The organism is Citrobacter freundii ATCC 8090 = MTCC 1658 = NBRC 12681 (assembly GCF_011064845.1).
Lineage (GTDB): Bacteria > Pseudomonadota > Gammaproteobacteria > Enterobacterales > Enterobacteriaceae > Citrobacter > Citrobacter freundii.
The window spans coordinates 2,901,489-2,926,365 of the sequence record NZ_CP049015.1; the positions used below are offsets into that span (position 1 = coordinate 2,901,489).

The 24,877-nt window shown below is 52.5% G+C and carries 23 protein-coding genes and 1 pseudogene; 12 read left to right on the forward strand and 12 right to left on the reverse strand.

Annotation, left to right across the window (positions count from 1 at the left end; genetic code table 11):
• Positions 1 to 3: 3 nt before the first annotated feature.
• From G4551_RS14105 to cmoB, 9 genes and pseudogenes are all read left to right on the forward strand, one after another.
• Positions 4 to 204 (forward strand): hypothetical protein, encoded by a 201-nt coding sequence (locus G4551_RS14105; protein ID WP_003839192.1) that lies wholly within the window; start codon positions 4 to 6, stop codon positions 202 to 204.
• A gap of 3 nt (positions 205 to 207) precedes the next feature.
• Positions 208 to 765, forward strand: coding sequence for a hypothetical protein (locus G4551_RS14110; RefSeq protein WP_003839190.1), 558 nt, complete (start codon positions 208 to 210; stop codon positions 763 to 765).
• A gap of 1 nt (position 766) precedes the next feature.
• A pseudogene (locus G4551_RS14115) lies at positions 767 to 1,335 on the forward strand (3'-5' exonuclease).
• A gap of 40 nt (positions 1,336 to 1,375) precedes the next feature.
• The gene (locus G4551_RS14120) at positions 1,376 to 1,612 is read left to right on the forward strand and encodes an excisionase family protein (RefSeq protein ID WP_003839185.1); all 237 of its coding nucleotides are present in this window, start codon (positions 1,376 to 1,378) and stop codon (positions 1,610 to 1,612) included.
• 58 nt (positions 1,613 to 1,670) lie between these two features.
• Positions 1,671 to 2,984: a tyrosine-type recombinase/integrase gene (locus tag G4551_RS14125; protein ID WP_003839182.1), complete on the forward strand. Its 1,314-nt coding sequence runs from the start codon at positions 1,671 to 1,673 to the stop codon at positions 2,982 to 2,984.
• A complete protein-coding gene (locus G4551_RS14130) occupies positions 2,963 to 3,736 on the forward strand; it encodes a DUF72 domain-containing protein (protein ID WP_050499175.1) in 774 nt (257 codons plus the stop codon). Before G4551_RS14125 ends, G4551_RS14130 begins: the two co-directional genes overlap by 22 nt.
• 52 nt (positions 3,737 to 3,788) lie before the next feature.
• Complete coding sequence (locus G4551_RS14135; protein WP_003034689.1) at positions 3,789 to 4,184, forward strand: MAPEG family protein; 396 nt, start codon at positions 3,789 to 3,791, stop codon at positions 4,182 to 4,184.
• A 40-nt stretch (positions 4,185 to 4,224) separates the two neighbouring features.
• Positions 4,225 to 4,968, forward strand: a complete 744-nt coding sequence (cmoA, locus tag G4551_RS14140; protein ID WP_003034686.1) for a carboxy-S-adenosyl-L-methionine synthase CmoA — start codon at positions 4,225 to 4,227, stop codon at positions 4,966 to 4,968.
• Positions 4,965 to 5,933, forward strand: a complete 969-nt coding sequence (gene cmoB, locus G4551_RS14145) for a tRNA 5-methoxyuridine(34)/uridine 5-oxyacetic acid(34) synthase CmoB (RefSeq protein WP_003839177.1) — start codon at positions 4,965 to 4,967, stop codon at positions 5,931 to 5,933. The genes cmoA and cmoB overlap by 4 nt, the downstream gene beginning before the upstream one ends.
• Before the next feature lie 243 nt (positions 5,934 to 6,176).
• Here the strand turns inward: cmoB and cutC are convergent, their stop codons facing one another.
• Positions 6,177 to 6,923, reverse strand: coding sequence for a copper homeostasis protein CutC (gene cutC / locus G4551_RS14150; RefSeq protein ID WP_003839174.1), 747 nt, complete (start codon positions 6,921 to 6,923; stop codon positions 6,177 to 6,179).
• 2 nt (positions 6,924 to 6,925) lie between these two features.
• Positions 6,926 to 7,492, reverse strand: coding sequence for a VOC family protein (locus G4551_RS14155; RefSeq protein ID WP_003034677.1), 567 nt, complete (start codon positions 7,490 to 7,492; stop codon positions 6,926 to 6,928).
• Between the two features lie 238 nt (positions 7,493 to 7,730).
• Here G4551_RS14155 and argS point away from each other — a divergent pair, with 238 nt between their 5' ends.
• Both argS and mrdA read left to right on the forward strand, forming a co-directional pair.
• Complete coding sequence (gene argS / locus G4551_RS14160) at positions 7,731 to 9,464, forward strand: arginine--tRNA ligase (RefSeq protein WP_003839171.1); 1,734 nt, start codon at positions 7,731 to 7,733, stop codon at positions 9,462 to 9,464.
• Positions 9,465 to 9,691: 227 nt separating this feature from the next.
• On the forward strand, positions 9,692 to 11,629 hold the full coding sequence (gene mrdA, locus G4551_RS14165; RefSeq protein WP_003839169.1) for a penicillin-binding protein 2: 1,938 nt from the start codon (positions 9,692 to 9,694) through the stop codon (positions 11,627 to 11,629).
• Here mrdA and bglB read toward each other — a convergent pair.
• The 10 genes from bglB to tar form a co-directional block, all read right to left on the reverse strand.
• A complete protein-coding gene (bglB, locus tag G4551_RS14170) occupies positions 11,601 to 12,740 on the reverse strand; it encodes a beta-galactosidase BglB (RefSeq protein ID WP_003034669.1) in 1,140 nt (379 codons plus the stop codon). The two genes, mrdA and bglB, sit on opposite strands and share 29 nt — an antisense overlap.
• Positions 12,741 to 13,048: 308 nt before the next feature.
• Positions 13,049 to 13,441: a flagellar protein FlhE gene (flhE, locus tag G4551_RS14175; RefSeq protein WP_003034667.1), complete on the reverse strand. Its 393-nt coding sequence runs from the start codon at positions 13,439 to 13,441 to the stop codon at positions 13,049 to 13,051.
• A complete protein-coding gene (gene flhA, locus G4551_RS14180; protein WP_003034666.1) occupies positions 13,441 to 15,519 on the reverse strand; it encodes a flagellar biosynthesis protein FlhA in 2,079 nt (692 codons plus the stop codon). Before flhA ends, flhE begins: the two co-directional genes overlap by 1 nt.
• Entirely contained in the window at positions 15,512 to 16,663 is a 1,152-nt protein-coding gene (flhB, locus tag G4551_RS14185) for a flagellar biosynthesis protein FlhB (RefSeq protein ID WP_003839165.1), read from the reverse strand. Before flhB ends, flhA begins: the two co-directional genes overlap by 8 nt.
• 158 nt (positions 16,664 to 16,821) lie before the next feature.
• Positions 16,822 to 17,466, reverse strand: a complete 645-nt coding sequence (gene cheZ, locus G4551_RS14190; protein WP_003034659.1) for a protein phosphatase CheZ — start codon at positions 17,464 to 17,466, stop codon at positions 16,822 to 16,824.
• A gap of 10 nt (positions 17,467 to 17,476) precedes the next feature.
• Positions 17,477 to 17,866 carry a chemotaxis response regulator CheY gene (gene cheY, locus G4551_RS14195; protein ID WP_003034656.1) on the reverse strand — a complete coding sequence of 130 codons (390 nt, stop codon included), beginning with the start codon at positions 17,864 to 17,866 and terminating at the stop codon, positions 17,477 to 17,479.
• Positions 17,867 to 17,883: 17 nt separating this feature from the next.
• Positions 17,884 to 18,933, reverse strand: a complete 1,050-nt coding sequence (locus G4551_RS14200) for a protein-glutamate methylesterase/protein-glutamine glutaminase (protein ID WP_003839158.1) — start codon at positions 18,931 to 18,933, stop codon at positions 17,884 to 17,886.
• The gene (gene cheR, locus G4551_RS14205; RefSeq protein WP_003034649.1) at positions 18,930 to 19,802 is read right to left on the reverse strand and encodes a protein-glutamate O-methyltransferase CheR; all 873 of its coding nucleotides are present in this window, start codon (positions 19,800 to 19,802) and stop codon (positions 18,930 to 18,932) included. The genes G4551_RS14200 and cheR overlap by 4 nt, the downstream gene beginning before the upstream one ends.
• Positions 19,803 to 19,821: 19 nt before the next feature.
• A complete protein-coding gene (gene tap / locus G4551_RS14210) occupies positions 19,822 to 21,423 on the reverse strand; it encodes a methyl-accepting chemotaxis protein IV (protein ID WP_003839154.1) in 1,602 nt (533 codons plus the stop codon).
• Between the two features lie 43 nt (positions 21,424 to 21,466).
• Complete coding sequence (gene tar / locus G4551_RS14215) at positions 21,467 to 23,122, reverse strand: methyl-accepting chemotaxis protein II (protein ID WP_003833879.1); 1,656 nt, start codon at positions 23,120 to 23,122, stop codon at positions 21,467 to 21,469.
• Between the two features lie 406 nt (positions 23,123 to 23,528).
• Between tar and G4551_RS14220 the strand changes: the two genes are divergently transcribed.
• Entirely contained in the window at positions 23,529 to 24,800 is a 1,272-nt protein-coding gene (locus G4551_RS14220; RefSeq protein WP_003839151.1) for a dicarboxylate/amino acid:cation symporter, read from the forward strand.
• Positions 24,801 to 24,877: the final 77 nt, after the last annotated feature.

Genomic DNA, 24,877 nt, shown 5'->3' on the forward strand with positions numbered 1-24,877 from the left:
TCAGTGGAAAAATGTAATCGCTGTATTGTCGGCCTGATTGGGTCGCAGCCAGTTCTTTCCAGTGACTGGGCTAATGCGGTCGTAAATTTTGAAATCGTAATTGCTGACTGGAACGAGAAAACCAAACGCTTTGCCGTTCCGCATCCTGGATTCGCCCATAAGTTCAATTACTGCCCGCATTGCGGAAACAAGGTAGAGGACTAACCCATGACAACTAACAACCACCCGGCGCACGGTCCTGTATCACTCGATCGCTTGCACCAGATACGCGAACACCTGCAGCATGATACCCAGTACTCAAACGGCGGGAACAGAGCTTACATTCTCGCTGATATGTTGAAGGTGATTGATGAGGTGCAGGCATCGAGGAACGCAGAGCCAGTATTGCCAGATGAAAAGCCGATGCCAGAAGCGTCGAAAATGCATGCAATAGACGCTGTAGCTGCAATCGCAGAGGTCAGAGGATGGAACGCCTGCCGCGCCGTCATACTTAAGGCTGGCAACTCTCCGGTAACTCAGGATGGTTACGTGCTGGTCCCGAAGAAACTAACCGCTGAGAACGGCGCAAAGAGTGTGCTGTCCGGTGAGTTTTCAGAAACGAAATTTATAAACTGCCCAGAGTGTTTTGGTGATGATGATTGCGAAACCTGCGACGGCAGCGGAAGAATTGAAATCACCGTTCCTGTCACATGGACGACCATCAAAGCTATTTGGGCTAAAGGTGTCGAGCATTTCGCAGCAGCACCGCAGCAGGAGAATGTATAACGTGAACAATTTAATGATCGACCTTGAGTCCATGGGCAAAAAACCGAATGCCCCTATTGTCTCCATTGGTGCCGTATTCTTCGATCCGCAAAGCGGTGATCTTGGTCAGGAGTTTTACACCGCCGTTAATCTTGAAAGCGCTATGGAGCAGGGAGCGGTGCCGGATGGTGACACTATTTTGTGGTGGTTAAGACAAAGCTAAGAAGCACGATCAGCAATCTGTGTTGATGATGCGATGCCGATATCATCTGCCCTATCTGAACTGAGCCATTTCATTAATCGGCATTCTGATAACCCTAAATATTTAAAAGTTTGGGGCAATGGAGCTACTTTCGACAACGTTATATTGCGCGGCGCATATGAGCGTGCCGACCAGGTTTGCCCGTGGCAATTCTGGAATGATCACGACGTCAGAACCATCGTCACATTAGGCAGAGTTGTAGGTTTCGATCCTAAGCGTGATATGCCATTTGATGGGGTTGCACATAACGCACTGGCTGATGCCCGCCACCAGGCGAATATGTTTCAGCGATTTGGCAGAAACTAATCCCAACCACCAGCAACAGCTAAAGTTTTCCCCGGGTGCAGCCGGGATAATGGAGAAATAACTATGAGCAATATTTTCCAGTTAGCTCCCAACGATTGGGTTTGTGAAAGCGTTTTGATCGCGGTTACCGGGCTCAAACCCGGAACCATCCTCCGTGCCAGAAAAGAATGCTGGATGATTGGGAGGGAGTATATCCACGTATCGCCTGACGGAAATCCTAAACCTTCCAGTGAGTGCATGTATAACAGAAAGGCTGTAGATGCCTGGGTCGCTTCAATGAAAAGCAAGCAGCCAGGGTGATTTGATGCCATGAAAAAGGTAAGCTCGTATCGCTCTTGGGCGTCTGGAGGCAACACCAATGGATAAAGTCACATATCCAACAGGCGTCGAAAACCACGGTGGCACATTACGCATCTGGTTTAATTTTAAAGGTAAGCGTGTCAGGGAAAGTCTCGGTGTCCCTGACACCGCTAAGAACAGAAAGATAGCCGGGGAACTGCGGACATCAGTATGTTTTGCCATCCGCACAGGAACCTTTGATTATGCAACCCAGTTTCCTGACTCCCCTAACCTCAAGGCTTTTGGTGTAAGTAAAAAAGACATTACAGTGAAAGAACTTGAAGAAAAATGGCTGGATCTGAAACGGATGGAAATCTGCGCGAACGCATTCAATCGCTATGAATCTGTCGCAAGGAATATGGTGCCGAGGATCGGAGGTAATCGCCTGGTGTCAGCAGTAACCAAAGAGGAATTGCTGTATCTTAGGAAAGATTTGCTAACTGGTTATCAGAGTCCGACGAAAAACAAAGCCCCGGCAAAAGGGCGAAGCGTTGTTACTGTGAACTATTACATGACGACAATGGCCGGAATGTTTCAGTTTGCTGCGGATCACGGTTACTTAGAGGTGAACCCATTCGAGGGAATTAAGCCTCTGAAAAAAGCCAGGGCAGAACCAGATCCTCTGTCTCGTGATGAATTTATTCGCCTGATAGATGCATGCCGGCATCAGCAGACGAAAAACCTGTGGTCATTAGCAGTGTACACAGGAATGCGTCACGGGGAACTGGTCTCCCTGGCCTGGGAAGATATCGACCTGAAGGCGGGAACAATTACCGTCAGGCGTAATTATACGAAACTTGGTGAGTTCACTCTACCGAAAACCGAGGCAAGCACAGATCGAGTGGTGCATCTTATCCAGCCCGCAATCAGCATCCTGAAAAATCAGGCTGAAATGACAAGGCTGGGCAGGCAATATCACATTGAAGTGCAGTTACGTGAGTATGGCCGTTCGGTGAACCATGAGTGTACATTCGTCTTTAACCCGCATGTGGTCAGACGCAGTAAGCAGGTCGGATTTATCTACCGGGTCGATTCAGTAGGCGACTCATGGGAAGCGGCACTAAAGCGCGCGGGGATCAGACACAGAAAGGCGTACCAGTCACGACATACCTATGCGTGCTGGTCATTATCTGCAGGTGCAAACCCGAGTTTTATTGCCAGTCAGATGGGGCATGCGAGCGCGCAGATGGTGTTCAATGTTTACGGTGCATGGATGGCTGACAGCAGCGCAGAGCAGATCGCAATGCTGAATCAGAAGCTGGCAGATTTTGCCCCATTGATGCCCCATAGCCACGATAACAGTACGGGAGGATTATTAAAATCAGTAAGTTAACCCCTAACGCCCGTCATGTTAACTGCGTGGAGGGCAATACCACGCTGTATGCGCTGCCTAAAGCCGATATTGTTGCCCGCTGGCAAGCACAGACCACCGATACGTTTCGATTTTGTTTTAAGTTTCCGGCGACCATTTCGCATAAGGCCGCGCTGCGTAATTGTGATGACCTGGTGCAGGAATTTTTTACGCGCATGTCGCCGCTGGGATCGCGCATTGGACAATACTGGCTGCAATTACCCGCGACTTTTAGCCCACGCGACCTGCCTGCCCTGTGGCAGTTTCTCGATGCGCTCCCCAAATGCTTTACCTACGGTGTGGAAGTTCGCCATCCAGACTTCTTTGCCAAAGGCGAAGCCGAACAGCTATTTAATCGCGGGTTACACGAGCGTGGAGTAAACCGGGTGATTCTTGACAGCCGCCCGGTACATGCCGCAATCCCACATACCGAAGCGATACGTGACGCCCAGCGCAAGAAACCGAAGGTTCCGGTGCATGCGGTGGTGACGGCAAACCATCCGATGGTACGCTTTATCGGCAGCGATGATATGGCACAAAACAGCGCGCTTTTCGCCGTCTGGCTGACCAAGCTGTCACTATGGCAACACACCACGACGCCGTATCTGTTTTTGCATACGCCGGACATCGCGCAGGCCCCGGAGCTTGTTGATACGCTATGGGCAGATTTACGCAGTGCTCTGCCAGAGATCGGATCAGCACCGTCTATTCCACAGCAATCTTCTCTTTTCTGAAAATGCCACCTATCATAGTCAATGCCAGCAGCCATTTTAAAAGGGAGTTTGTATGGTAAGCGCGCTTTATGCCGTATTGGGTGCGTTATTGTTAATAAAGTTCTCCTTTGACGTTGTTCGCCTGCGCATGCAATATCGCGTTGCCTATGGCGATGGAGGTTTTAGCGAACTGCAAAGCGCTATCCGCATTCACGGTAACGCGGTGGAATATATTCCCGTCGCGTTAGTGCTGCTGTTATTTATGGAAATGAACGGCGCAGAGACGTGGATGGTGCATCTTTGCGGGCTGATGTTGATTGCCGGACGTCTGATGCATTATTACGGATTCCACCACCGGCTTTTCCGCTGGCGCCGTTCAGGCATGAGCGCAACCTGGTGTTCGCTGTTGCTAATGGTGCTGGCGAATCTTTGGTATATGCCCTGGGAGTTGGTTTTCTCCCTGCATTAGCGCACAATACGCCACTTTATTTTTCCCGGATTTTTACGTTATGTCTCACCGCGACACGCTTTTTTCTGCGCCTATCGCCAGTCTGGGTGACTGGACCTTTGATGAACGGGTAGCTGAAGTCTTCCCGGATATGATCCAGCGTTCCGTTCCTGGCTATTCCAATATTATTTCTATGATTGGCATGCTGGCCGAACGTTTCGTACAACCCAACACGCAGGTCTACGATCTGGGCTGTTCTCTGGGCGCGGCGACGCTCTCGGTGCGTCGCAATATTCATCACGAGAATTGCAAAATTATTGCTGTCGATAACTCCCCGGCGATGGTTGAGCGCTGCCGTCGTCATATTGACGCCTATAAGGCACCGACCCCGGTTGAGGTTGTCGAAGGCGATATTCGCAACATTACTATCGAAAATGCCTCGATGGTGGTGCTGAATTTTACCCTGCAATTCCTTGAGCCACCCGAGCGCCAGGCGTTGTTGGATAAGATTTATCAGGGGCTGAATCCCGGTGGCGCGTTGGTGCTATCTGAAAAATTCAGCTTCGAAGACGCGAACGTAGGCGAGTTGCTGTTCAACATGCACCACGACTTCAAACGAGCCAATGGCTATAGCGAACTGGAAATCAGCCAGAAGCGCAGCATGCTGGAGAACGTGATGCTCACCGACTCGGTCGAAACGCACAAAGCGCGACTGCATCAGGCCGGCTTTGAGCACAGTGAGTTGTGGTTCCAGTGCTTCAACTTTGGCTCTCTGGTGGCGTTGAAGGCTGAGGTTAGCGCATGATCGATTTTGGTAACTTTTATCAGTTGATTGCCAAAAATCATCTGTCCCATTGGCTGGAAACACTTCCGGCGCAAATCGCTGCCTGGCAGCGCGATCAGCACGGTCTTTTTAAACAATGGTCAAACGCCGTCGAGTTTCTGCCCGAGCTAACGCCGCATCGTCTGGACTTACTGCACAGCGTTACCGCAGAAAGCAAAGAGCCGCTCAGCGAAGGTCAGCTTAAACGCATAGACACCCTGATGCGTAACCTGATGCCATGGCGTAAAGGACCTTACTCGCTGTACGGCGTCAATATCGATACCGAATGGCGTTCCGACTGGAAGTGGGATCGCGTCCTGCCGCACTTGTCTGATCTCACCGGACGTACCATTCTTGATGTCGGTTGCGGCAGTGGCTATCACATGTGGCGCATGATTGGCGCGGGCGCACATCTGGCGGTCGGTATCGATCCGACCCAACTGTTCCTGTGCCAGTTTGAGGCGGTGCGTAAACTGCTGGGCAATGACCAGCGCGCGCATCTGCTGCCGCTGGGTATTGAACAGCTTCCGGCGCTCAACGCCTTTGATACCGTATTCTCCATGGGCGTGCTTTATCACCGCCGCTCGCCGCTGGAACACCTGTGGCAGTTAAAGGATCAGTTGGTTAAAGACGGAGAACTGGTACTGGAAACGCTGGTCGTCGAAGGCGATGAAAATACCGTGCTGGTGCCGGGCGATCGCTACGCCCAGATGCGTAACGTTTACTTTATCCCGTCTGCACTGGCGCTAAAAAACTGGCTGGAAAAATGCGGGTTTGTTGATGTGCGCATTGCCGACGTATGTGTGACCACTACCGAAGAACAGCGCCGCACCGAATGGATGATTACCGAATCGCTGGCCGACTTCCTTGACCCGAACGACCACAGCAAGACGGTGGAAGGCTACCCTGCCCCACTGCGTGCGGTATTGATTGCGCGTAAACCGTAGTCATTTTTGCCAAATGACTATTACGTATAGCACCATTTCTCCAAAATAGTTCGGTTTGCAACAAGGCGGCGACGCAGCAAATCCCTGGGAGCGTAGATAACTACGTGACCGGGGTGAGCGAGGAAAGCCAACACAGTTGCAGACCGAAATATGCAGGAGAAGGAGAAAAAAAGGCCCCTGTTGAAATTGCAGGGGCCTGGTACGAGCAAGCATCATATTGGGCGACATGATGCAACGGTAAAATCAGCTGGCCTGATGGTGTGCAATGATTGCTTTCATTTCAGCAACCGCCGCCCCGTCTACCGCATAGCGAGAATACTCATCCGCCTGCGCATCCGAAGACATCGACAACCCCGAATTGCGATAACGCATTGGTGAAGCCAGCCATACTCCGGCAGAACTATGGACTTCCTGCACCCCAGCATCAAGGAACAGGGACAAATTCGAGGCGCGAACCCCCGCTCCGGCCATAATGATTGGAGCACCAGGCTGCGCAATAAGTTCCATTATTTTTGTTAAACCTTGCGCCGCATCTGATTTTTGCCCGGAGGTGAGTACTCTGGCGATGCCCAAATCAGCTAATTTTTTAAGCGTATTGAGTGGGTTAGCACACATATCAAAGGCACGATGAAAAGTGACTTGCAGTGAACCGGCGGCGATCATAATTTTCTCCATGCGCGGCATATCGACATATCCATTCGCATCTAAAATGCCGGTCACCAGCCCTGAGAACCCCAGTTCTCTGACCATCGCTATATCATCCAGCATTGCAGCGAATTCACCTTCGGTGTAACAAAAGTCGCCTCCACGTGGACGAATAATGGGATTGACGGGAATCGAAATGTGCTGGCGAACAGAACGCAAGACGCCCAGTGAAGGCGTTAAGCCCCCTTCTTTGGGTGCCGAGCAAAGCTCAATACGATCCGCGCCGTTTTGCTGCGCCGTGCGCGCGCACTCCATGCTGTAACAGCAGATTTCCAGTATAGTCATGCTCACTCCTGACGTTCGCTTGCCACAATGGTTTCAATCGACCACGGGTGGAATTTTATCGTCACGCTACCATCGCTAACCGCCAGCGTCGGATTCGGTAAACGTTCACGTTCTCCTTTTGGCGAGCTGGTTTTCACAAATATACCAGGTTGACTCAGACCGTGATCGGAAAGCAGCGCCAGCGCTCGCGCATTCAGCGTTTGTGCCTCACCCGGCAGAACAATTTCAATATGTTCCCAGCCTTCATGTGGGTAACGTTTTTCGCCCGGCCACGGCAGTTCGACGATGGAAAATTGCCAATGTTGCACACAAACCGGCTCATGCAGTTTAAAAAGACAAATAGGTCTGCCGTTAATGATGTTTTCTGACAACAATTCACCGCACTGTTCAAACCCACGACGCCAGCGTTCTGCAGTGGTATTTTGATGGCAACGCAAGGAAATGTGATCGGCTTCCAGGCCTGTGATATCCAGCCCAAGACGGGTAGAAAGTTCCGTTAATGCCTGCGTGAAATGCGGTAAATCTGCAGAAATATCCTGTAGTTCTGCAACGGTTTGCCAGTTCGCCATATTAAAAGCTCATATCCATGTTCAAAGTCGCTAATTTACTCTGTTGCGCTGCGCCATCCAACCGCTGTTTTCTCCGAACACATCATGGATAAATCTACGCCATTGCATGGTTTACATTTCAGGCTACTGGCGGTACACACAATGCTGACGGCAACGGGCATTTGCAGTATACTCCCGCCCTTAATTCTTAAACTGGTGCGGTGAATTTTAGACCGCTTCATAAATGTAAGGTATTCCGGTGAATATTCAGGCTCTTCTCTCAGAAAAAGTCAGTCAGGCCATGATTGCTGCAGGCGCGCCTGCAGATTGCGAACCGCAGGTTCGTCAGTCAGCAAAAGTACAGTTCGGCGACTATCAAGCTAACGGCATGATGGCTGTCGCTAAAAAACTGGGTATGGCGCCGCGACAACTGGCTGAGCAGGTGCTGACTCATCTGGATCTCAACGGGATTGCCAGCAAAGTTGAAATTGCAGGCCCGGGCTTTATCAACATTTTTCTCGACCCGGTATTTCTGGCGCAGCACGTTCAGCAGGCGCTGGCTTCCGATCGTCTGGGCGTCACCCAACCGACTAAACAAACCGTCGTGGTTGACTACTCCGCGCCTAACGTAGCGAAAGAGATGCACGTTGGTCACCTGCGTTCCACCATCATCGGTGACGCGGCGGTGCGTACGCTGGAATTCCTTGGTCACAAGGTTATCCGCGCCAACCACGTCGGCGACTGGGGAACTCAGTTCGGTATGCTCATCGCATGGCTGGAAAAACAGCAGCAGGAAAATGCCGGAGAGATGGCGCTGGCTGACCTGGAAGGTTTCTACCGTGACGCGAAAAAACATTACGACGAAGATGAAGCCTTCGCGGAACGCGCTCGTAGCTATGTCGTGAAGCTGCAAGGCGGCGACGAATACTTCCGTGAGATGTGGCGTAAACTGGTCGACATTACCATGTCGCAGAACCAGTTAACCTACGATCGCCTCAACGTTACCCTGACCCGTGACGACGTCATGGGCGAGAGCCTGTACAACCCGATGCTGCCTGGCATCGTGGCCGATCTCAAAGCCAAAGGCCTGGCTGTTGAAAGCGAAGGCGCTACCGTCGTATTCCTTGATGAGTATAAAAACAAGGAAGGCGAACCGATGGGCGTTATCATTCAGAAGAAAGATGGCGGCTATCTCTACACCACAACCGACATCGCCTGTGCCAAGTATCGTTACGAAACCCTGCATGCCGATCGCGTACTGTATTACATCGACTCTCGTCAGCATCAGCACTTAATGCAGGCCTGGACCATCGTACGTAAAGCTGGTTATGTGCCGGATTCGGTGCCGCTGGAACACCACATGTTCGGTATGATGCTGGGTAAAGACGGTAAACCGTTCAAAACCCGCGCTGGCGGCACGGTTAAACTGGCCGATCTGCTGGATGAAGCGCTGGAGCGCGCACGTCGTCTGGTCGCGGAGAAGAACCCGGACATGCCTGCCGATGAGCTGGAAAAGCTGGCAAATGCGGTCGGTATCGGTGCGGTGAAATACGCGGATCTGTCCAAAAACCGTACCACCGACTATATCTTCGACTGGGACAACATGCTGGCGTTCGAAGGCAATACCGCTCCGTACATGCAGTATGCTTACACCCGCGTACTGTCCGTATTCCGTAAAGCGGATATCGACGAAAGCGCGCTGGCAAATGCGCAGGTGATTATCAACGAAGATCGCGAGGCTCAGCTGGCTGCGCGTCTGCTGCAGTTTGAAGAAACGCTGACCGTCGTTGCGCGTGAAGGTACACCGCACGTGATGTGTGCTTACCTGTACGACGTTGCCGGTCTGTTCTCCGGCTTCTACGAGCACTGCCCTATCCTCAGCGCTGAAAACGAAGAGATTCGTAACAGCCGGCTGAAACTGGCACAGCTGACGGCGAAAACCCTGAAGCTGGGTCTGGATACACTGGGTATCGAAACCGTAGAACGTATGTAATTACCTCAAGTAATGTGGAAGCCCGCGCTATGTCGCGGGCTTTTTTATTTTCCCTGACCCGTTCTCATGGCAGCGCAATCAGGCCTACGAGAAGCGGCGACGTTCACTGTAATTTGTAACAGCCCACAAGGAATGACACATTTCCCTAGAGATATGGAACATTTTTTGCCTGTCATCCCGTTTAAGCCTCCGTATCATTAGGCGGCGAATTAATCGGGTACGGGTCAATGACATTCAGAGATTTTGAGGCGGAAGAAAAACTCTTTCAGCGGCGTGTGTTGGTGGCCTTTGGCCTGGTGGTCATCTGTTTTGGCATCCTGATTTACAATCTGTATAACTTACAAATCTGTCAGCACCAGTATTACACCACCCGGTCGAATGCAAACGATATCAAAATGCTACCCGTCGCCCCCACACGTGGCATGATTTACGATCGCAACGGCATCCCGCTGGTGCGCAACGTCACCTGGTACGATATTTCCGTTACGCCTTATAAAATCAGCGATATGAATGCGTTGATCCAGCAGCTCACGCCCATCGTTGACCTCACTCCTGATGATATTGATCAGTTTCGCCATGAGCTAAAAGCCAGCAGCCGCTATCGTCCGGTCGTGCTAAAAAATGCGCTTACCGATGTGGAAATCGCCCGTTTCTCGGTAAATCAGTTTCATTTTAGCGGCGTAAACATCAATAGCTACGAAGACCGCCAGTATCCCTATGGCGCGGCGCTGGCACATGTGCTTGGCTATGTTTCAAAAATCAATGACAACGACCTGAAAGCACTGGATCAAAAGGGTCAGGCAGAGAACTACGCCGCCGATCACAATATCGGTAAGCAAGGTATTGAGCGCTATTACGAAAATGAACTGCATGGAAAGACCGGTTATCAGGAGGTGGAAGTAGATAACCACGGACGCATCGTACGCCTGCTCAAAGATGTGCCGCCCGTTGCCGGAAAAAATATCCATCTGACGCTGGATTTACATTTACAGCAATATATTGAGAGCTTGTTGGCTGGCCAGCGTGCCGCCGTTTTGGTTGAAGATCCACACGACGGTTCTGTACTGGCGATGGTCTCAAACCCCAGCTATGACCCTAATCCGTTTGTCAAAGGCATTAGCTATCAGGACTATAACAAGCTACTCCAGGATAAAGACCTGCCATTAATCAACCGCGTCACACAGGGATTGTACCCCCCCGCTTCAACAGTCAAACCGTATATGGCGATGTCAGCATTACTAAACGGTGTGATCACGCCGCAGACCAGTTTCTTCGGTGCTCCTACCTGGACGCTACCCGGCACCGAGCGACATTACCGTGACTGGAAAAAAACAGGCCACGGTATGCTGGATGTCACCAAAGCGATAGAAGAGTCTGCCGATACGTTCTTCTATCAGGTGGCGTATATGATGGGGATCGACCGGATTAACAGCATGCTCAGCCAGTTTGGTTACGGTAAACCGACCGGCATCGATCTTGATGAGGAGTATAACGGCCTGCTCCCGAGCCGTGAATGGAAGCAAAAAGTGCATAAAAAAGCCTGGTATCAGGGGGATACTATCTCAGTTGGCATCGGCCAGGGCTACTGGATTGCCACTCCTATCCAGATGGTAAAAGCCATGGTCGCACTGATTAACAACGGCAAGGTTATCGTCCCTCACCTGCTACTCGATGAAGAAAATGGCAAAACCCTCACGCCGTATCAGGCTCCAGAAGCACCGTCACAAATCGCCTCAGCCTCGTCACCCTACTGGGGACTGGTGCGTCAGGCGATGTTCGGCATGGCGAATGAACCAAATGGTACAGGTTATAAGTTCTTTCACACCGCACCTTACGGCATTGCGGCGAAAAGCGGCACCTCGCAGGTCTTTAGCCTGAAAGAAAATCAGACCTACAATGCGAAGATGATCCCTGTCCGCTTGCGCGACCACGTGTTCTATACCGCATTTGCGCCCTATAAGAACCCGAAGGTCGCGGTGGCGTTAATTCTGGAAAACGGCGGCAGCGATGGTGTCACCGCAGCGCCGGTTATGCGTCAAATCATGGATCATCTCTTTGCCCCGCAGGACAACACGGTACACACAGTGACGACTCAACCATCAGGTCCGATAGCGGAAGCGCCATCGAATACCGATATCAAAAATACTTACGCAAGTATTCGGTAAGACACAGCATCGCCATCGCTTGTCCGTAAGGCATAGAAGTCCGAGGGATGTTGCGGTAGAAATCGAGATTGTGTCCCATCCCGGTACCAAACGAGGTGTGCAGCAGTTCACCTTCCGGTGAAATATGCTGCACAATGCCACGAATGGCTTTTTCGGCCACCAGCGTATACTCTTGCCCAACATAGCGTTTACGTACAGCTTTGAGGATCCCATAAGCAAATCCGGCAGTTGCCGATGCTTCCAGATACGACTGCGGGTCGTCCAGCAAGGTATGCCACAACCCACTTTCATCCTGGCATTTCGCCAACGCCGCGATTTGTGCGTTCAGGACCTGTACCAGATAGCGGTGAACGGCATTGTTTTCTGGTAAATCAAGTAATTCGAGGAAGTCCGGGATCACGATAGTTAACCAACTGTTGCCACGCGCCCAGCGGGCATTGGCAAAGTTATGATTTCCTTCATAGCTCCAGCCGTGGAACCACAGCCCCGTGTCTTTATCCATCAGGTTTTGCACGTGCAGCAGGAACTGATACGTTGCCTCTTCGATGTAGTCAGGGCGATTGAGTAACTTGCCAATCTTCGCCAGCGGTAAAACCGTCATCATCAGCGTGTCATCCCACATCTGCTGGTGGTTTTCTTCCGCCAGCGTAATGTGTTGCATACCGCCGAACTCGGTACGCGGCATCTCATGCATTGCCCACTCAGCCCAGCTGTCGAGCCACGGTAGATACGCTGGATTACGCGTCTCTTCATAGCGATACGCCAACGTTAAAAATGGCGCCATGGTGTTAACGTTTTTGGTGGTTGCACCTTCAGCAAAGCGATCGGCAAACCAGCTATCGATGATATCGCGTATCGTTTCATCGCCGGTTTGCAGATAGTACTGATACATCCCGTACAAGCCGACGCCGTGCGTCCACTCCCATCCCGCCCAGCCTTTGGTATCAATTACGCGTCCATCGTCCAGACGCAGCAAGAACTCACCAGTTTCGTCATGAATATTGACCAGGTTATGCGTCACCTTTTTGATCAGCGTTTTTAATTCATCCCTGGCAATAAAATGTTCTGGCTGGCGCAACAACGGGCTATGTTTAACCGGGTAAACAATCATTTACTTAACCTCTGTCAATGTCGGATTCAATGCTGTGACCTGCCCCTGTTGCGGCGCAGCAGCTGTATTTGGGAGGCCCCGCAATCCTCGCTTTGACAATGGGCATCCTTATAGGGGCACAGTAAAAGCAAACAGGAAGTGAAACCTTTCTATTTCTGCCAGAAGGATTCGTGAAATGGCAACAATACAAAGAGTCCGGCAACGTACGTCACTTATTTTATAAAACTGCGTTTCTATTTAATTGAATGAGAGACTGGAATGTTGAAACAACCAGCAGTTTCAACTGCTGGTTTGAATGACGGAGGGTGTTAACGGTAGTTCACAATCACCTGATTGCTCTGAATGCGTAACGCGGGGATCAGGCGACCACCGCCGGGGACTTCCCAGACAAAATGCATCGGTTCAATGGCCGGAACATTATTGAACCCGTTGGTGGTCCCACTTTGCCCGTCCAGCTCGACACAACGGGACTGAGAACATAAACGCACCCGCAGACCTGCGGGCGTGGGGCCATTCAGCTCATAGCGCCAGGCTACCAGCGTCATTAAGCCAGAGACCGGCTGGCCAGGAACCAAAGGCGCAGACGAGGCTGACTGGCCACGGTGATTTAAGGTGATCCCCATACCGCTTGCCTGCCAGGCCCCTTCTCCGGCGGCCTGCGCCACCAGAGGAAAAAACAACAACCACAGTAACTTGCGCATTATTTACCTCCAATGGTCGCCGTCATGCGGATATGGCGGTTATCGGAAAGCTCCATGTTCGATAACACCACCAACTGCGGGATGCTGCGACGTAAAAACCGCGCCAGCAGCGGACGCAACGCGTGATTAACCAGCAAGACCGGCGGCGCGCCCAACATTTCCTGCCGGGACAGCGCTTCCTGTGTTTGGGCCAGCAGGCGGTCTGCAAGCCCAGGCTCCAGGCCACCACCCCCCTGCAGCGCTTGCAGCAGCAAACGCTCGAGCGGAGTATCAAGACCGATAACCTGAACCTCTTCATTACCCGGGAACCACTGCTGAGTGATGGCGCGTCCCAACGCAACACGGACGACCGCGGTAAGCTCATGCGGATCGTTTTGCAGCGGCGCATGTTCCGCCAGCGTTTCAAGAATGGTGCGCATATCACGAATCGGTACTTTCTCGTCCAGTAAGTTCTGCAGCACTTTATGCAGCGTGGTGAGCGTCACAACGCCCGGCACCAGATCTTCCGTCAGCTTTGGCATTTCCTGCGACACTCGATCCAGTAACTGCTGCGCTTCCTGACGGCCAAACAGCTCAGCGGCAAACTGGCCAATCAGGTGATTTAGATGCGTAGCAACAACAGTACTGGCTTCAACCACCGTAAAGCCCTGAATCTGCGCCTGTTCCTTCAATGCGCTTTCAATCCAGATAGCGTCCAGTCCGAAAGCCGGATCGACCGTTTTCTCGCCTGGCAGCGACCCGGCAGCAGTACCTGGGTTAATGGCCAGCCAGCGTCCCGGATAGGCATCACCGCTGCCAATTTCTACCCCTTTCATCAAAATTCGATAGCGGGCCGGTTGCAGATCCATATTGTCACGGATGTGTACCACCGGCGGCAGGAAGCCCATATCCTGAGCGAATTTCTTACGAATACTGCGAATTCGTCCCAGTAACTCGCCATCCTGCTGAAAGTCCACCATTGGGATCAGGCGATAACCAACCTCCATTCCCAGCGAATCTTCCAACTGCACGTCGTTCCACGTGGCTTCCACCACGGAGTTGTTTTCCGGCATTTTCACCGGCTGCGGTTCATCTGGCGCTTTTTGCTCACGACCGCGCATCCACCAGGCCAGGCCCAGCAATGCGGCAGTAAACATCAGAAACACCAGGTTCGGCATGCCCGGAACCAGGCCCAAAAGTCCAAGTACCGCCGCACTGAGCAACATGACACTAGGATTGCTGAACAGTTGGGTCACCATCTGTTCGCCTACGTCCTGGTCGGTACTCACGCGGGTCACGATAACGCCCGCCGCGGTAGAGATAACCAGCGCAGGAATTTGTGCCACCAGCCCGTCACCGATGGTCAGCAGGGTATAACTTTCCGCAGCGCTGCCCATGCTCATACCATGCTGCAACACCCCAACTAACAGACCGCCGACTACGTTGATCACCATGATCAAAATACCGGCAATGGCGTCTCCACGGACGAATTTACTCGCACCGTCCATTGAGCCGTAAAAATCCGCTTCCTGGGTCACTTCCGAGCGTCGTTTTTTAGCTTCATCTTCGCCAATCAGACCGGCATTCAAATCCGCATCAATCGCCATCTGCTTGCCGGGCATACCATCCAGCACGAAGCGCGCGCCAACCTCGGCGATACGCCCTGCACCTTTGGTGATTACCATAAAGTTAATGATGACGAGAATCACGAAGACCACGATGCCGATCGCAAAGTTACCGCCCACCAGGAAGTGACCAAAAGCTTCAACCACCTTCCCCGCCGCCGCCGCGCCGGTGTGTCCTTCCATCAAAATGATACGGGTCGACGCGACGTTCAGCGCCAGGCGTAATAATGTGGTAAACAGCAAAATCGTCGGGAATGCGGCAAATTCCAGCGTACGCTGGGTGAACATCGCCACCAGCAGCACCATGATCGACAGCGCAATGTTAAATGTGAACAGCAAATCGAGGACGAAAGCCGGCAGCGGCAGCACCATCATCGACAGGATCAGCAGGATGAGGATCGGTCCGGCAAGGATTTGCCATTGCGTGGATTTCAGGTTGCTGGGCAGGCGCAGCATCGCGACCAGATTAGCCATCAGTATTCTTCTCGTTCATGAAATCCAGTGCTTCAGGCACCGGAAGGTTTTCAGGTTGTGGTGGACGTTTGCCGCCAGCCAGACGCCAGCGTTTTAGCTGCCATACCCATGCCAGCACTTCGGCAACGGCGGCATATAATTGACCCGGTATTTGCTGACCAATTTCAGCATGGCGATAGAGCGCACGCGCCAGTGGCGGCGCTTCTAACGTAGGGACACGGTGCTCTGCGCCAATTTCACGAATGCGCAGCGCAACCAGCCCGGCCCCCTTAGCGATAACTTTCGGCGCACTCATTTTGTTCTCGTCATACTTCAACGCCACTGAGTAGTGCGTAGGGTTAGTGACAATAACGTCTGCTTTTGGTACATCCGCCATCATGCGACGCTGGGCGGCCGCGCGCTGCATTTGGCGAATTTTGCCCTTAACGTGCGGGTCACCTTCGCTTTGCTTAAATTCGTCACGGATATCCTGGCGCGACATGCGCAGCTTTTTCAGATGGCTGTAGATCTGGAAAAAAACGTCGAATCCCACCATCGGAATGACGCCAAGCACCACCAACAACGCGCACATGCCGACTAAATCCAGGGCGTTGCCCATTGCCGTAATCGGAGATTCCGCCATCAGCCGCATCATCTCTGGCCACTTGTGCCAGAGATAAAACCCGGCCACGCTGCCCACTAACGTCGACTTCAGTATCGCTTTGAGCAGTTCTGCGCCGGTTTGCGCGGAAAACATGCGCTTAATGCCCGGCAACGGATTCAGCTTAGAGAATTTGGGTTGCAGGGATTTACCGCTGAAAATCAAGCCGCCAAGCATCACCGGGGAGATTAATGCCACCAGAACGACGCCGGTAATCAACGGCAACAGCGCAATCATCGCGTCTTTAATCAGCAGGATGATTTGGCTGAGGATCAGGTTTGGATCGTTGACCATACTGTGGTCAAAACGTAATCCGGCCGACAGCATACCGGCCAGCCGGCGGGCAAGCGACTCCCCGCCAATCCAGATAATACACACGCCCACCAGCAAAATAAGTAGTGAGGTTAGCTCTTTGGATCGGGGGATCTGCCCTTCTTCCCGCGCTTTTTCAAGTCGGTGGGGGGTGGGGGCTTCTGTTTTGTCGTCGTCGCTTTCTTCTGCCACGCATCAGACCCTGGATAGAGATATAGGCGAGAATGATGCCAGAACAGCTATCCAGCAATGGGAAGAGTAAGCGGTAAAAAAGACGGGATTTATGGCTTTAAGCAGAATTGCGCGTAAGCCGGATGAGAGGCCTACGCCTCACATCCGGCAAATACTCATCAGAACCCGAGGCTATCCAGCAGGTCGTCAACCTGATCCTGGCTTGCCACTACGCCAGCTTTCGAGGCGTCAACCTGCGGGCCGTTCAGCAAGCTTTCGTTTTCACGTTTAGGACGAGCGCCCTGTTCCGGTATGTTTTCCAACAGAACCATCAACAGCTGACGTTCAATTTCCTGGATAACATCCATCATGCGCTTGATGACCTGTCCGGTGAGATCCTGGAAATCCTGCGCCATCATGATGTCCAGCAACTGGGCATTGGTAAAGCTGGTATGTCCGGGCACATCACCAAGGAACTGACGGGTATCGGTGACCAGTTCACGAGCGTCTGACAGTTCGATCGGATTTTCGAACCATTCATCCCAGCGTTTGGTCAGGTCTTTGGCCCCTTTTTCCATCGCGTCCTGGTGCGGCTGCGAAGCTTCGACGCTGTTCAGCGCGCGCTCTGCCGCCTGAGCGGTCATCTGTACAACGTAATCGAGACGATCGCGGGCATCGGGAATTGCTTCTGCCGCTTCGGCAATAGCCTGATCCAGCCCCAGTTCACGCAGGCTGTCGCGCAGCATTCGGGTCAAACTGCCGATGCGCGCGATGATGTCCCCTGCAGAGTGCTCGTCAGCAGGTTTAATTTGTGGTTGCATCATCATCACACCCTCACATGCCCAGTTTCTCAAAGATTTTATTCAGTTTTTCTTCCAGCGTCGCCGCCGTGAACGGTTTCACGACATAGCCACTGGCGCCTGCCTGTGCCGCCGCAATGATGTTCTCTTTTTTCGCTTCTGCCGTGACCATCAGCACCGGCAGAGAAGCCATCCCACCGTCTGCACGGATGGTTTTCAGCAGTTCCAGTCCATCCATGTTCGGCATGTTCCAGTCAGAAATAACAAAACCGAATCCCCCTGCCTGCAGCTTGTTCAGCGCATCCACGCCATCTTCAGCCTCTTCAACATTGTTGAATCCCAGCTCTTTAAGCAGGTTACGCACGATGCGACGCATGGTGGAAAAGTCATCCACAACCAAAAACTTAAGCTCTTTATCCGCCATAAAAATAAACTCCTGATTCAAATACGTATTGCCTGTCCGGCACTAATTTTCACCAGCATTTGCTGGCTCACCTGGCTAAGATCGACCACTTCGCTTACGCCACCCATATTGATGGCCTCGCGCGGCATGCCGAACACCACACAACTTGCTTCGTTTTGCGCAATGGTCCAGGCACCCGCCTGGTTCATCGCTAGCATTCCGGCTGCGCCATCGTTGCCCATACCGGTCAGGATCACCCCAACGGCATTACGCCCCGCATGCTTCGCCACCGAATGAAACAGCACATCCACTGAGGGCCGGTGCCGGTTTACCGGCGGACCGTCATGAATTTTGATTTGATAGTTCGCGCCGCTGCGCGCCAGCTCCATATGCTTGTCGCCAGGCGCGATATACGCATGCCCAGGGAGAACGCGCTCTCCGTCCTCTGCCTCTTTCACGGTAATCTGACACAGTTTGTTCAGACGTTCGGCGAACGATCGGGTAAATCCTGGCGGCATATGCTGGGTAATAAGAATACCGGGACTTGAAAGCGGCAATGGCTGGAGTACATGGCGAATTGCCTCTGTTCCTCCGGTTGAGGCGCCGATGACCAGCAGTTTTTCTGAACTGAGTAATGGCCCCGATTTCAAGGTCGTCGGTGCCGCCAAGGGTTTGTGGGCGGCCAGTTTTGCCCGCGATGCGGTGCGGATTTTCTCCGCAATCATCTCGCTATACGCCAGCATGCCTTCGCGGATCCCCAACTGAGGCTTGGTGACAAAGTCAATCGCTCCCAGTTCCAGGGCCCGCAGCGTGACCTCAGAACCTTTACCGGTCAGTGAAGAAACCATAACCACCGGCATCGGACGCAGGCGCATCAACTTCTCAAGGAAATCGAGGCCGTCCATGCGCGGCATTTCCACGTCCAGCGTCAGGACGTCGGGATTGTATTTTTTGATTAAATCCCGGGCGACCAACGGATCCGGCGCCGTCGCCACCATTTCCATATCACTGTGGCTGTTAATAATTTCGGTCATGATTTGACGCATCAATGCAGAATCATCTACCGACAACACCCTGATTTTACTCATGCTTTATCCTTACCTGGCGCATGCGCATACACGGTCTGTCCACGCAGGCTAAACTCGCGCACAAGGTTGCTAAAGTTTTCTGAATGACCTGCAAACAGCAGTCCGTCAGGTTTAAGAAGTGGAACAAAACGGTGCAAAATGTCCTGCTGCGTCGTTTTATCGAAATAGATCATCACGTTACGGCAAAATATGGCATCAAAAGGGCCTGGCACGTTGTACTGCTTATCCAGTAAATTGACGCTGGAAAATTCAACATGACCTGCCAGTTCCTGCCGAACGCGTACCAGCCCTTCATGCGGACCGGTACCGCGCATGAAATAACGCTGCAACTGCTGGGGTGACAGCGTCTTTAGCTCATCGAGGCGGTAAATGCCGTTTCTGGCCTTTTCCAGCACTTCGGTATCAATGTCGCTGGCAAAAACGCGCCAGCGGCCCGGTGCCATACCTAAGGTATCGGCAAGCGTAATCGCAATGCTGTAGGGCTCTTCTCCGGTTGAAGCCGCCGCGCTCCAGACGCGGTACTCACCGCTGCGCCGACGAGCATGATCTGACAGCACCGGAAAATGATGCCCTTCGCGAAAAAATGCGGTCAGGTTGGTAGTCAGGGAGTTAATAAAAGCCTGCCACTCAGCACTGTTCTGGTTAGCTTCCAGCATGCTGAGATAGCGACCAAAGTCATCCAGCCCCAGGGTACGCAAACGGCGGACCAGGCGGTTATAAACCATATCCCGCTTGTGGTCGGCCAGTACGATCCCCGCACGCTGGTAGATTAATTGACATATCCGACGAAAATGCGCGTCAGACAGCGCGAGGCGCTGTGTCATCTGTAACAATAATGACGTTTGCCCGGTGGGCAGAGATGATGTCATAGCGCCTTCTCAATCACATTCAGGATACAACGGGCACAACCTGCGGCTGCGCCAACTCTTGTTTTGCTACGGTTTGCTCTTCAAGCTTGAAAAATGCGACACAGGCGGAAAGATTATCGGCCTGTGTAGCGAGTTGTCCGGTGGCGGATGCGGCTTCTTCCACCAGCCCGGCGTTTTGCTGCGTCACTGAGTCCATCTGGCTGACGGCCTGCGCCACCTGCTCAATGCCTCTGCGCTGTTCAGCGGATGCCGAGGCAATCTCGCCCATTATGTCGTTAACCCGGGTCACCGAACTGACAATTTCCGTCATCGTGCGCGACGCCATATCCACCAGTTGCGAGCCCTGATGCACCCGGGTGACTGACTCCTCAATGAGCCCCTTAATTTCTTTCGCCGCCTGCGCGCTACGGCTTGCCAGATTACGCACTTCACCAGCGACGACGGCAAAACCACGCCCTTGCTCCCCTGCCCTGGCGGCCTCGACCGCGGCATTCAACGCCAGGATATTGGTCTGGAAGGCAATGCTGTCAATCACGCCGATGATGTCGCCGATTTTCTGCGAGCTGGCAGAAATCTCATGCATGGTGCTGGCAACCCGGGACGTCTGCTCGCCACCTTTATGCGCTGTGTCTGCCGCACTTTTGGCGATCCCTGACGCCTGGCGCGCGTTATCAGCGTTCTGGCCGACAGTGGCGGTAAGTTGTTCCATGCTGGCTGCCGTTTGTGCCAGCGCGGCCGCCTGCTGTTCGGTTCGCGAAGATAAATCGTTATTGCCCATCGCGATTTCTGAAATACCGCTATGCATGGCTGAGCTGCCCTGACGAACGTCACTTACCGTTTCGCGTAACGCCTTTTGCATCTTCTGCAGGCTGGCAAAAATGGCCGAGATCTCATTGCGCCCATAAACCGCTACTGGCCGTGCCAGATTCCCCGCGGCAATACTGTCGAAATGGCTGCCAATAATCGCCAGCGGCTGAACAATCATCTTGCGTGACCAGAACAGCGCACCGCTGGTGAGCAGTGCCGCCAGGACCACCATGGTGGCGAAAATCACCCCCGACATATGGTAATTGCGCTGACTCTGCTCTCCTGCCGTTTGCAACACGCGGTCGATGTTGCTCTGCCACGCATTCACATTCGCATCAAAAGCATCTTGAGCCGCCTGCACCGGCGCGGTCAGAAAATCTGACAGCTGATTGTTTTCAAGCCAGGTGGCCTGATGCGCGAGATCGCTGTGCCACTGGTTGAAACTTTTCTCCGTCGCGCTAAACAGCGCCTTGCCTTGTTCCGTCGAATCCGACATCGCCATAAAGCGTTTAAACATCAATTCAGACTGCGCCAGGCTGCCGCGCGCAAGGGTCATCAGGGTTTTGATGTCCTCTGGCGGATAGCTCAGGGCGGTCAGCGTCCCTGCCTTATTAAGGGCCGTACTGGCCTGTAATAACACAGCGCGGGTTTGGGCCAGCGCAGCGCGTTGCTGATTACTCCGTTCGACCTGATTCAGGTTCTGAAAACCGTCCCGAAATGCCCAGAAGGACAAGCCATTACTGCCAATCTGCAAAACACCGCAGAGGATTAAAATCAAAAACAGCGTGGTCGAAATTCGAATACGATTAAACATCAACGCTCCCATCAGGCGGCACTGGCCGCGGTTTAACTGTCAGTCAAAATGTTTCCCAATTCGTATCTTGTTCAATGCTCTGGCGCGGATAGGATGCGCTCGGCGCTGCAGGTAATCGTGTATCGCGTGGTTTTGTCGAGGCCGGACGTGACGCAAGACGGAAAGTCGATACCGACTGCGTCAGGCGACTGGCCTGTTCTTCAAGAGCGGCCGCTGCGGCAGCCGACTCCTGTACCAAAGAGGCGTTCTGCTGCGTAACGCGATCCATTTCAGAGACCGCGAGCGCAACCTGATCAATCCCCCGGCTTTGCTCGTCGGAGGCCGAGGCAATCTCACCCATGATATCGGTCACCCGCGTCACGGCATTGACGATGTCGTTCATCGTTTCCCCAGCGCTTTCTACCAGTACAGAACCGGTATCAACCCGGGAAACGGAATCTTCAATCAACGCTTTAATCTCTTTCGCCGCCTGCGCACTGCGGCTTGCCAGATTACGCACTTCGCCCGCCACCACGGCAAAGCCGCGGCCTTGCTCACCGGCGCGGGCAGCTTCAACCGCCGCGTTCAGTGCGAGAATGTTGGTCTGAAAGGCAATGCCATCGATGACGCTAATAATGTCGGCAATTTTCTTCGAGCTATCGGCAATTTCGTGCATGGTGTTCACCACGCTATCGACCACTTTGCCGCCATGCTGCGCGGTGTCCGAGGCGCTTTTCGCCAGTTGCGAGGCCTGACGCGCATTGTCCGCGTTTTGCTTCACGGTTGCGGTCAGTTGTTCCATGCTGGCTGCGGTCTCTTCCAGTGCAGACGCCTGCTGTTCCGTACGAGATGAGAGGTCCGTGTTTCCGCTGGCAATTTCGCTGGTACCGGAATAAATCGCATCAGAGCCTTCACGCACCAGAGTGACGGTTTCCGTCAGCGAGCGCTGCATATGATCAACCGTACTGGCCAGCTCGCCGATTTCGTTACGACCACTAACGGCAAGAGTTGCGGTCAGGTTACCGCTGGCGATTTCCCGAATATGGGCAATAACACGGGACAGAGGATTAAGTAGGGTATGACGGATGCCGTACCAGACCACCACCAGAATCAGCACCAGCACCACGGCCAGCACGCCAAGCTGCCATTGGGCGAAATGGTAATCCCGCGCGCTTTGATCAAATGCCTGAACGTAAAGCTTTTCGCTAACGCTGGCGTACTTGCCCAGCGCCTCGCCGAGTGCGTTTTGCATTCCCTGCGTAGGCTGCGCAAAGTAGGCGTCCATATTGCCGCTTTCCAGAAACTGAACCAGTTCTGCCAAGGCCGCATGGTACTGCTGATATTTTTCCTCAACGTTGCCGCTGGCTTCTGCCATTTCCGGCAACGGTGTGATGTTTTTAAATTTTGCGTAATGCGTTTCAGCTTGCGCCAGCGATGCTTTCGCATTCTTCAGCAGATCGTTTTTGGCACTGCTTTGCTGGTTAGACGCATCCATCATCATGCGCGCAGAAGAACGGCTTAAATTGATTCGTGTTTGCAGCATCAGATCCCATGTTGAGGTGAGTTCACTTTGCTGCTGTCGAAGATCGTTAGAAATAACAAAACTTTGCTGATTCTGCTGCAATGAAGAAAACAACAGACCACCGGAAACAAGCTGTAGCAGTGCGAAAACCCCCAGCACCATCATCAGCATTGTGACAACGCGGATACGGTTAAACATAAGGCACCTTCCTGAAAACGAGTTACCAACGTTATCGGCAGTGGCAGAGATAACTTTACGTTTGCAAAAAGGAAATCCTGAAGGGATGTGAAGCCTGGCGAGGGGAAGGTAAAACGGGTGTGCAGCAACCACAAATTATTCACATAAAAACACCATAATTATCATGCAAATAACATTCATACTCATCAGTGAGCACGGCCAGATTGGCTGAAATACACTTTTTTGTGTGATTTGGATCACACATACGTATCGTAAATACCACAACAAAATGGATAAAAAATTAAAAAAAGTTGTATCCGTTTACGCTTTAATCCAATTTATATGATGAATACTTCGTTACCACTTAATAAGTATAAAAAATGAGTAACAGATCAATAAATGTTAAATCCTTACTGAGGGCTTTTTAGTGGCAAATGCAAACAAACTCACGTTGTTTATCGTGATCTTCATGCTGGCGGGGATCCTGTCGGGTGCGGTGATCCACTCTTATGCCTCCCCCGGCGTTGTGACCGCCTGGGCCGATAATATTACGCTTCTCACCGACATCTTTTTACGTCTGATTAAGATGGTGATTGCGCCTTTAGTATTCAGCACCCTGACCGTTGGTATTATGCGCCTGGGGGAAACGTCCACCATCGGTCGCGTGGGCGGCAAAGCGATGATCTGGTTTATCAGCTCTTCTGTATTGTCTATTCTGGTCGGTCTGTTTGTGGTTTCCCTTGAGCAACCCGGGAGCGGGTTAAACCTTGCGATCCCGCTGGAAGCCACCGACACCGGTCTGGCCGTAGGCGGCATGAGCCTGAAAGGTTTTCTGACACATACCATTCCAACCAGCATAGCCGAGGCAATGGCTAACAATGAGATCCTGCAAATCGTGGTGTTCTCAATGTTCTTCGGTATTGGTGGAGCATCGCTCGGAGAGAAATTTAACGCTCCGCTGGTTGCCGCGCTGGATGTGGTTTCCCACATTATGCTGAAGGTGACCGGCTACGTGATGTACGTCGCGCCGCTGGCAATTTTTGCCGCCATCTCTTCCGTAATCTCTACCCAGGGTCTGGGGATCCTGCTTAACTATGCATCGTTTATCGGCGGCTACTATGTGGCGATTTTGCTGACCTGCCTGGTTCTGTTGGCGGTGGGTTATGTCATGCTGAAAAAAGAGGTATTTCGCCTGGTGAGCATGCTGAAAGACCCGGTTCTGGTCGCATTCACCACCAGCAGCTCTGAGGCCGCTTATCCGAAAACGCTGGAGCAATTAACTAAATTTGGCTGCTCACCCAACATCGTGTCATTCGTGCTGCCTATCGGTTATTCGTTCAACCTGGTCGGTTCCATGGTCTATTGTTCATTTGCCTCCATGTTTATCGCGCAGGCCTATAATATTCACCTCTCTTTCGCAGAAATCACCGTCCTGATGCTGACGCTGATGCTGGCGTCCAAAGGAATTGCCGGTGTGCCGCGTTCAGCGCTGGTGGTACTGGCGGCAACCATCCCAAGCTTCAATATTCCGGTTGCCGGAATTCTGCTACTGATGGGTATTGACCACTTCCTGGATATGGGACGTTCAGCAATCAACGTATTAGGTAATGGGATTGCAACGGCGATGCTGGCGCAGGATGAAGGTTTACTGGAAGAAAGCGAGTCTTCAGAAAACATCACAGAACAAATTAAGGCTTAGCTTTTTTAAGACAAGAGCAAGCTAAGTAAACAAGAGCAGCAAATCAACAAAGATTACCCCAGCCATAGACTGGGGTA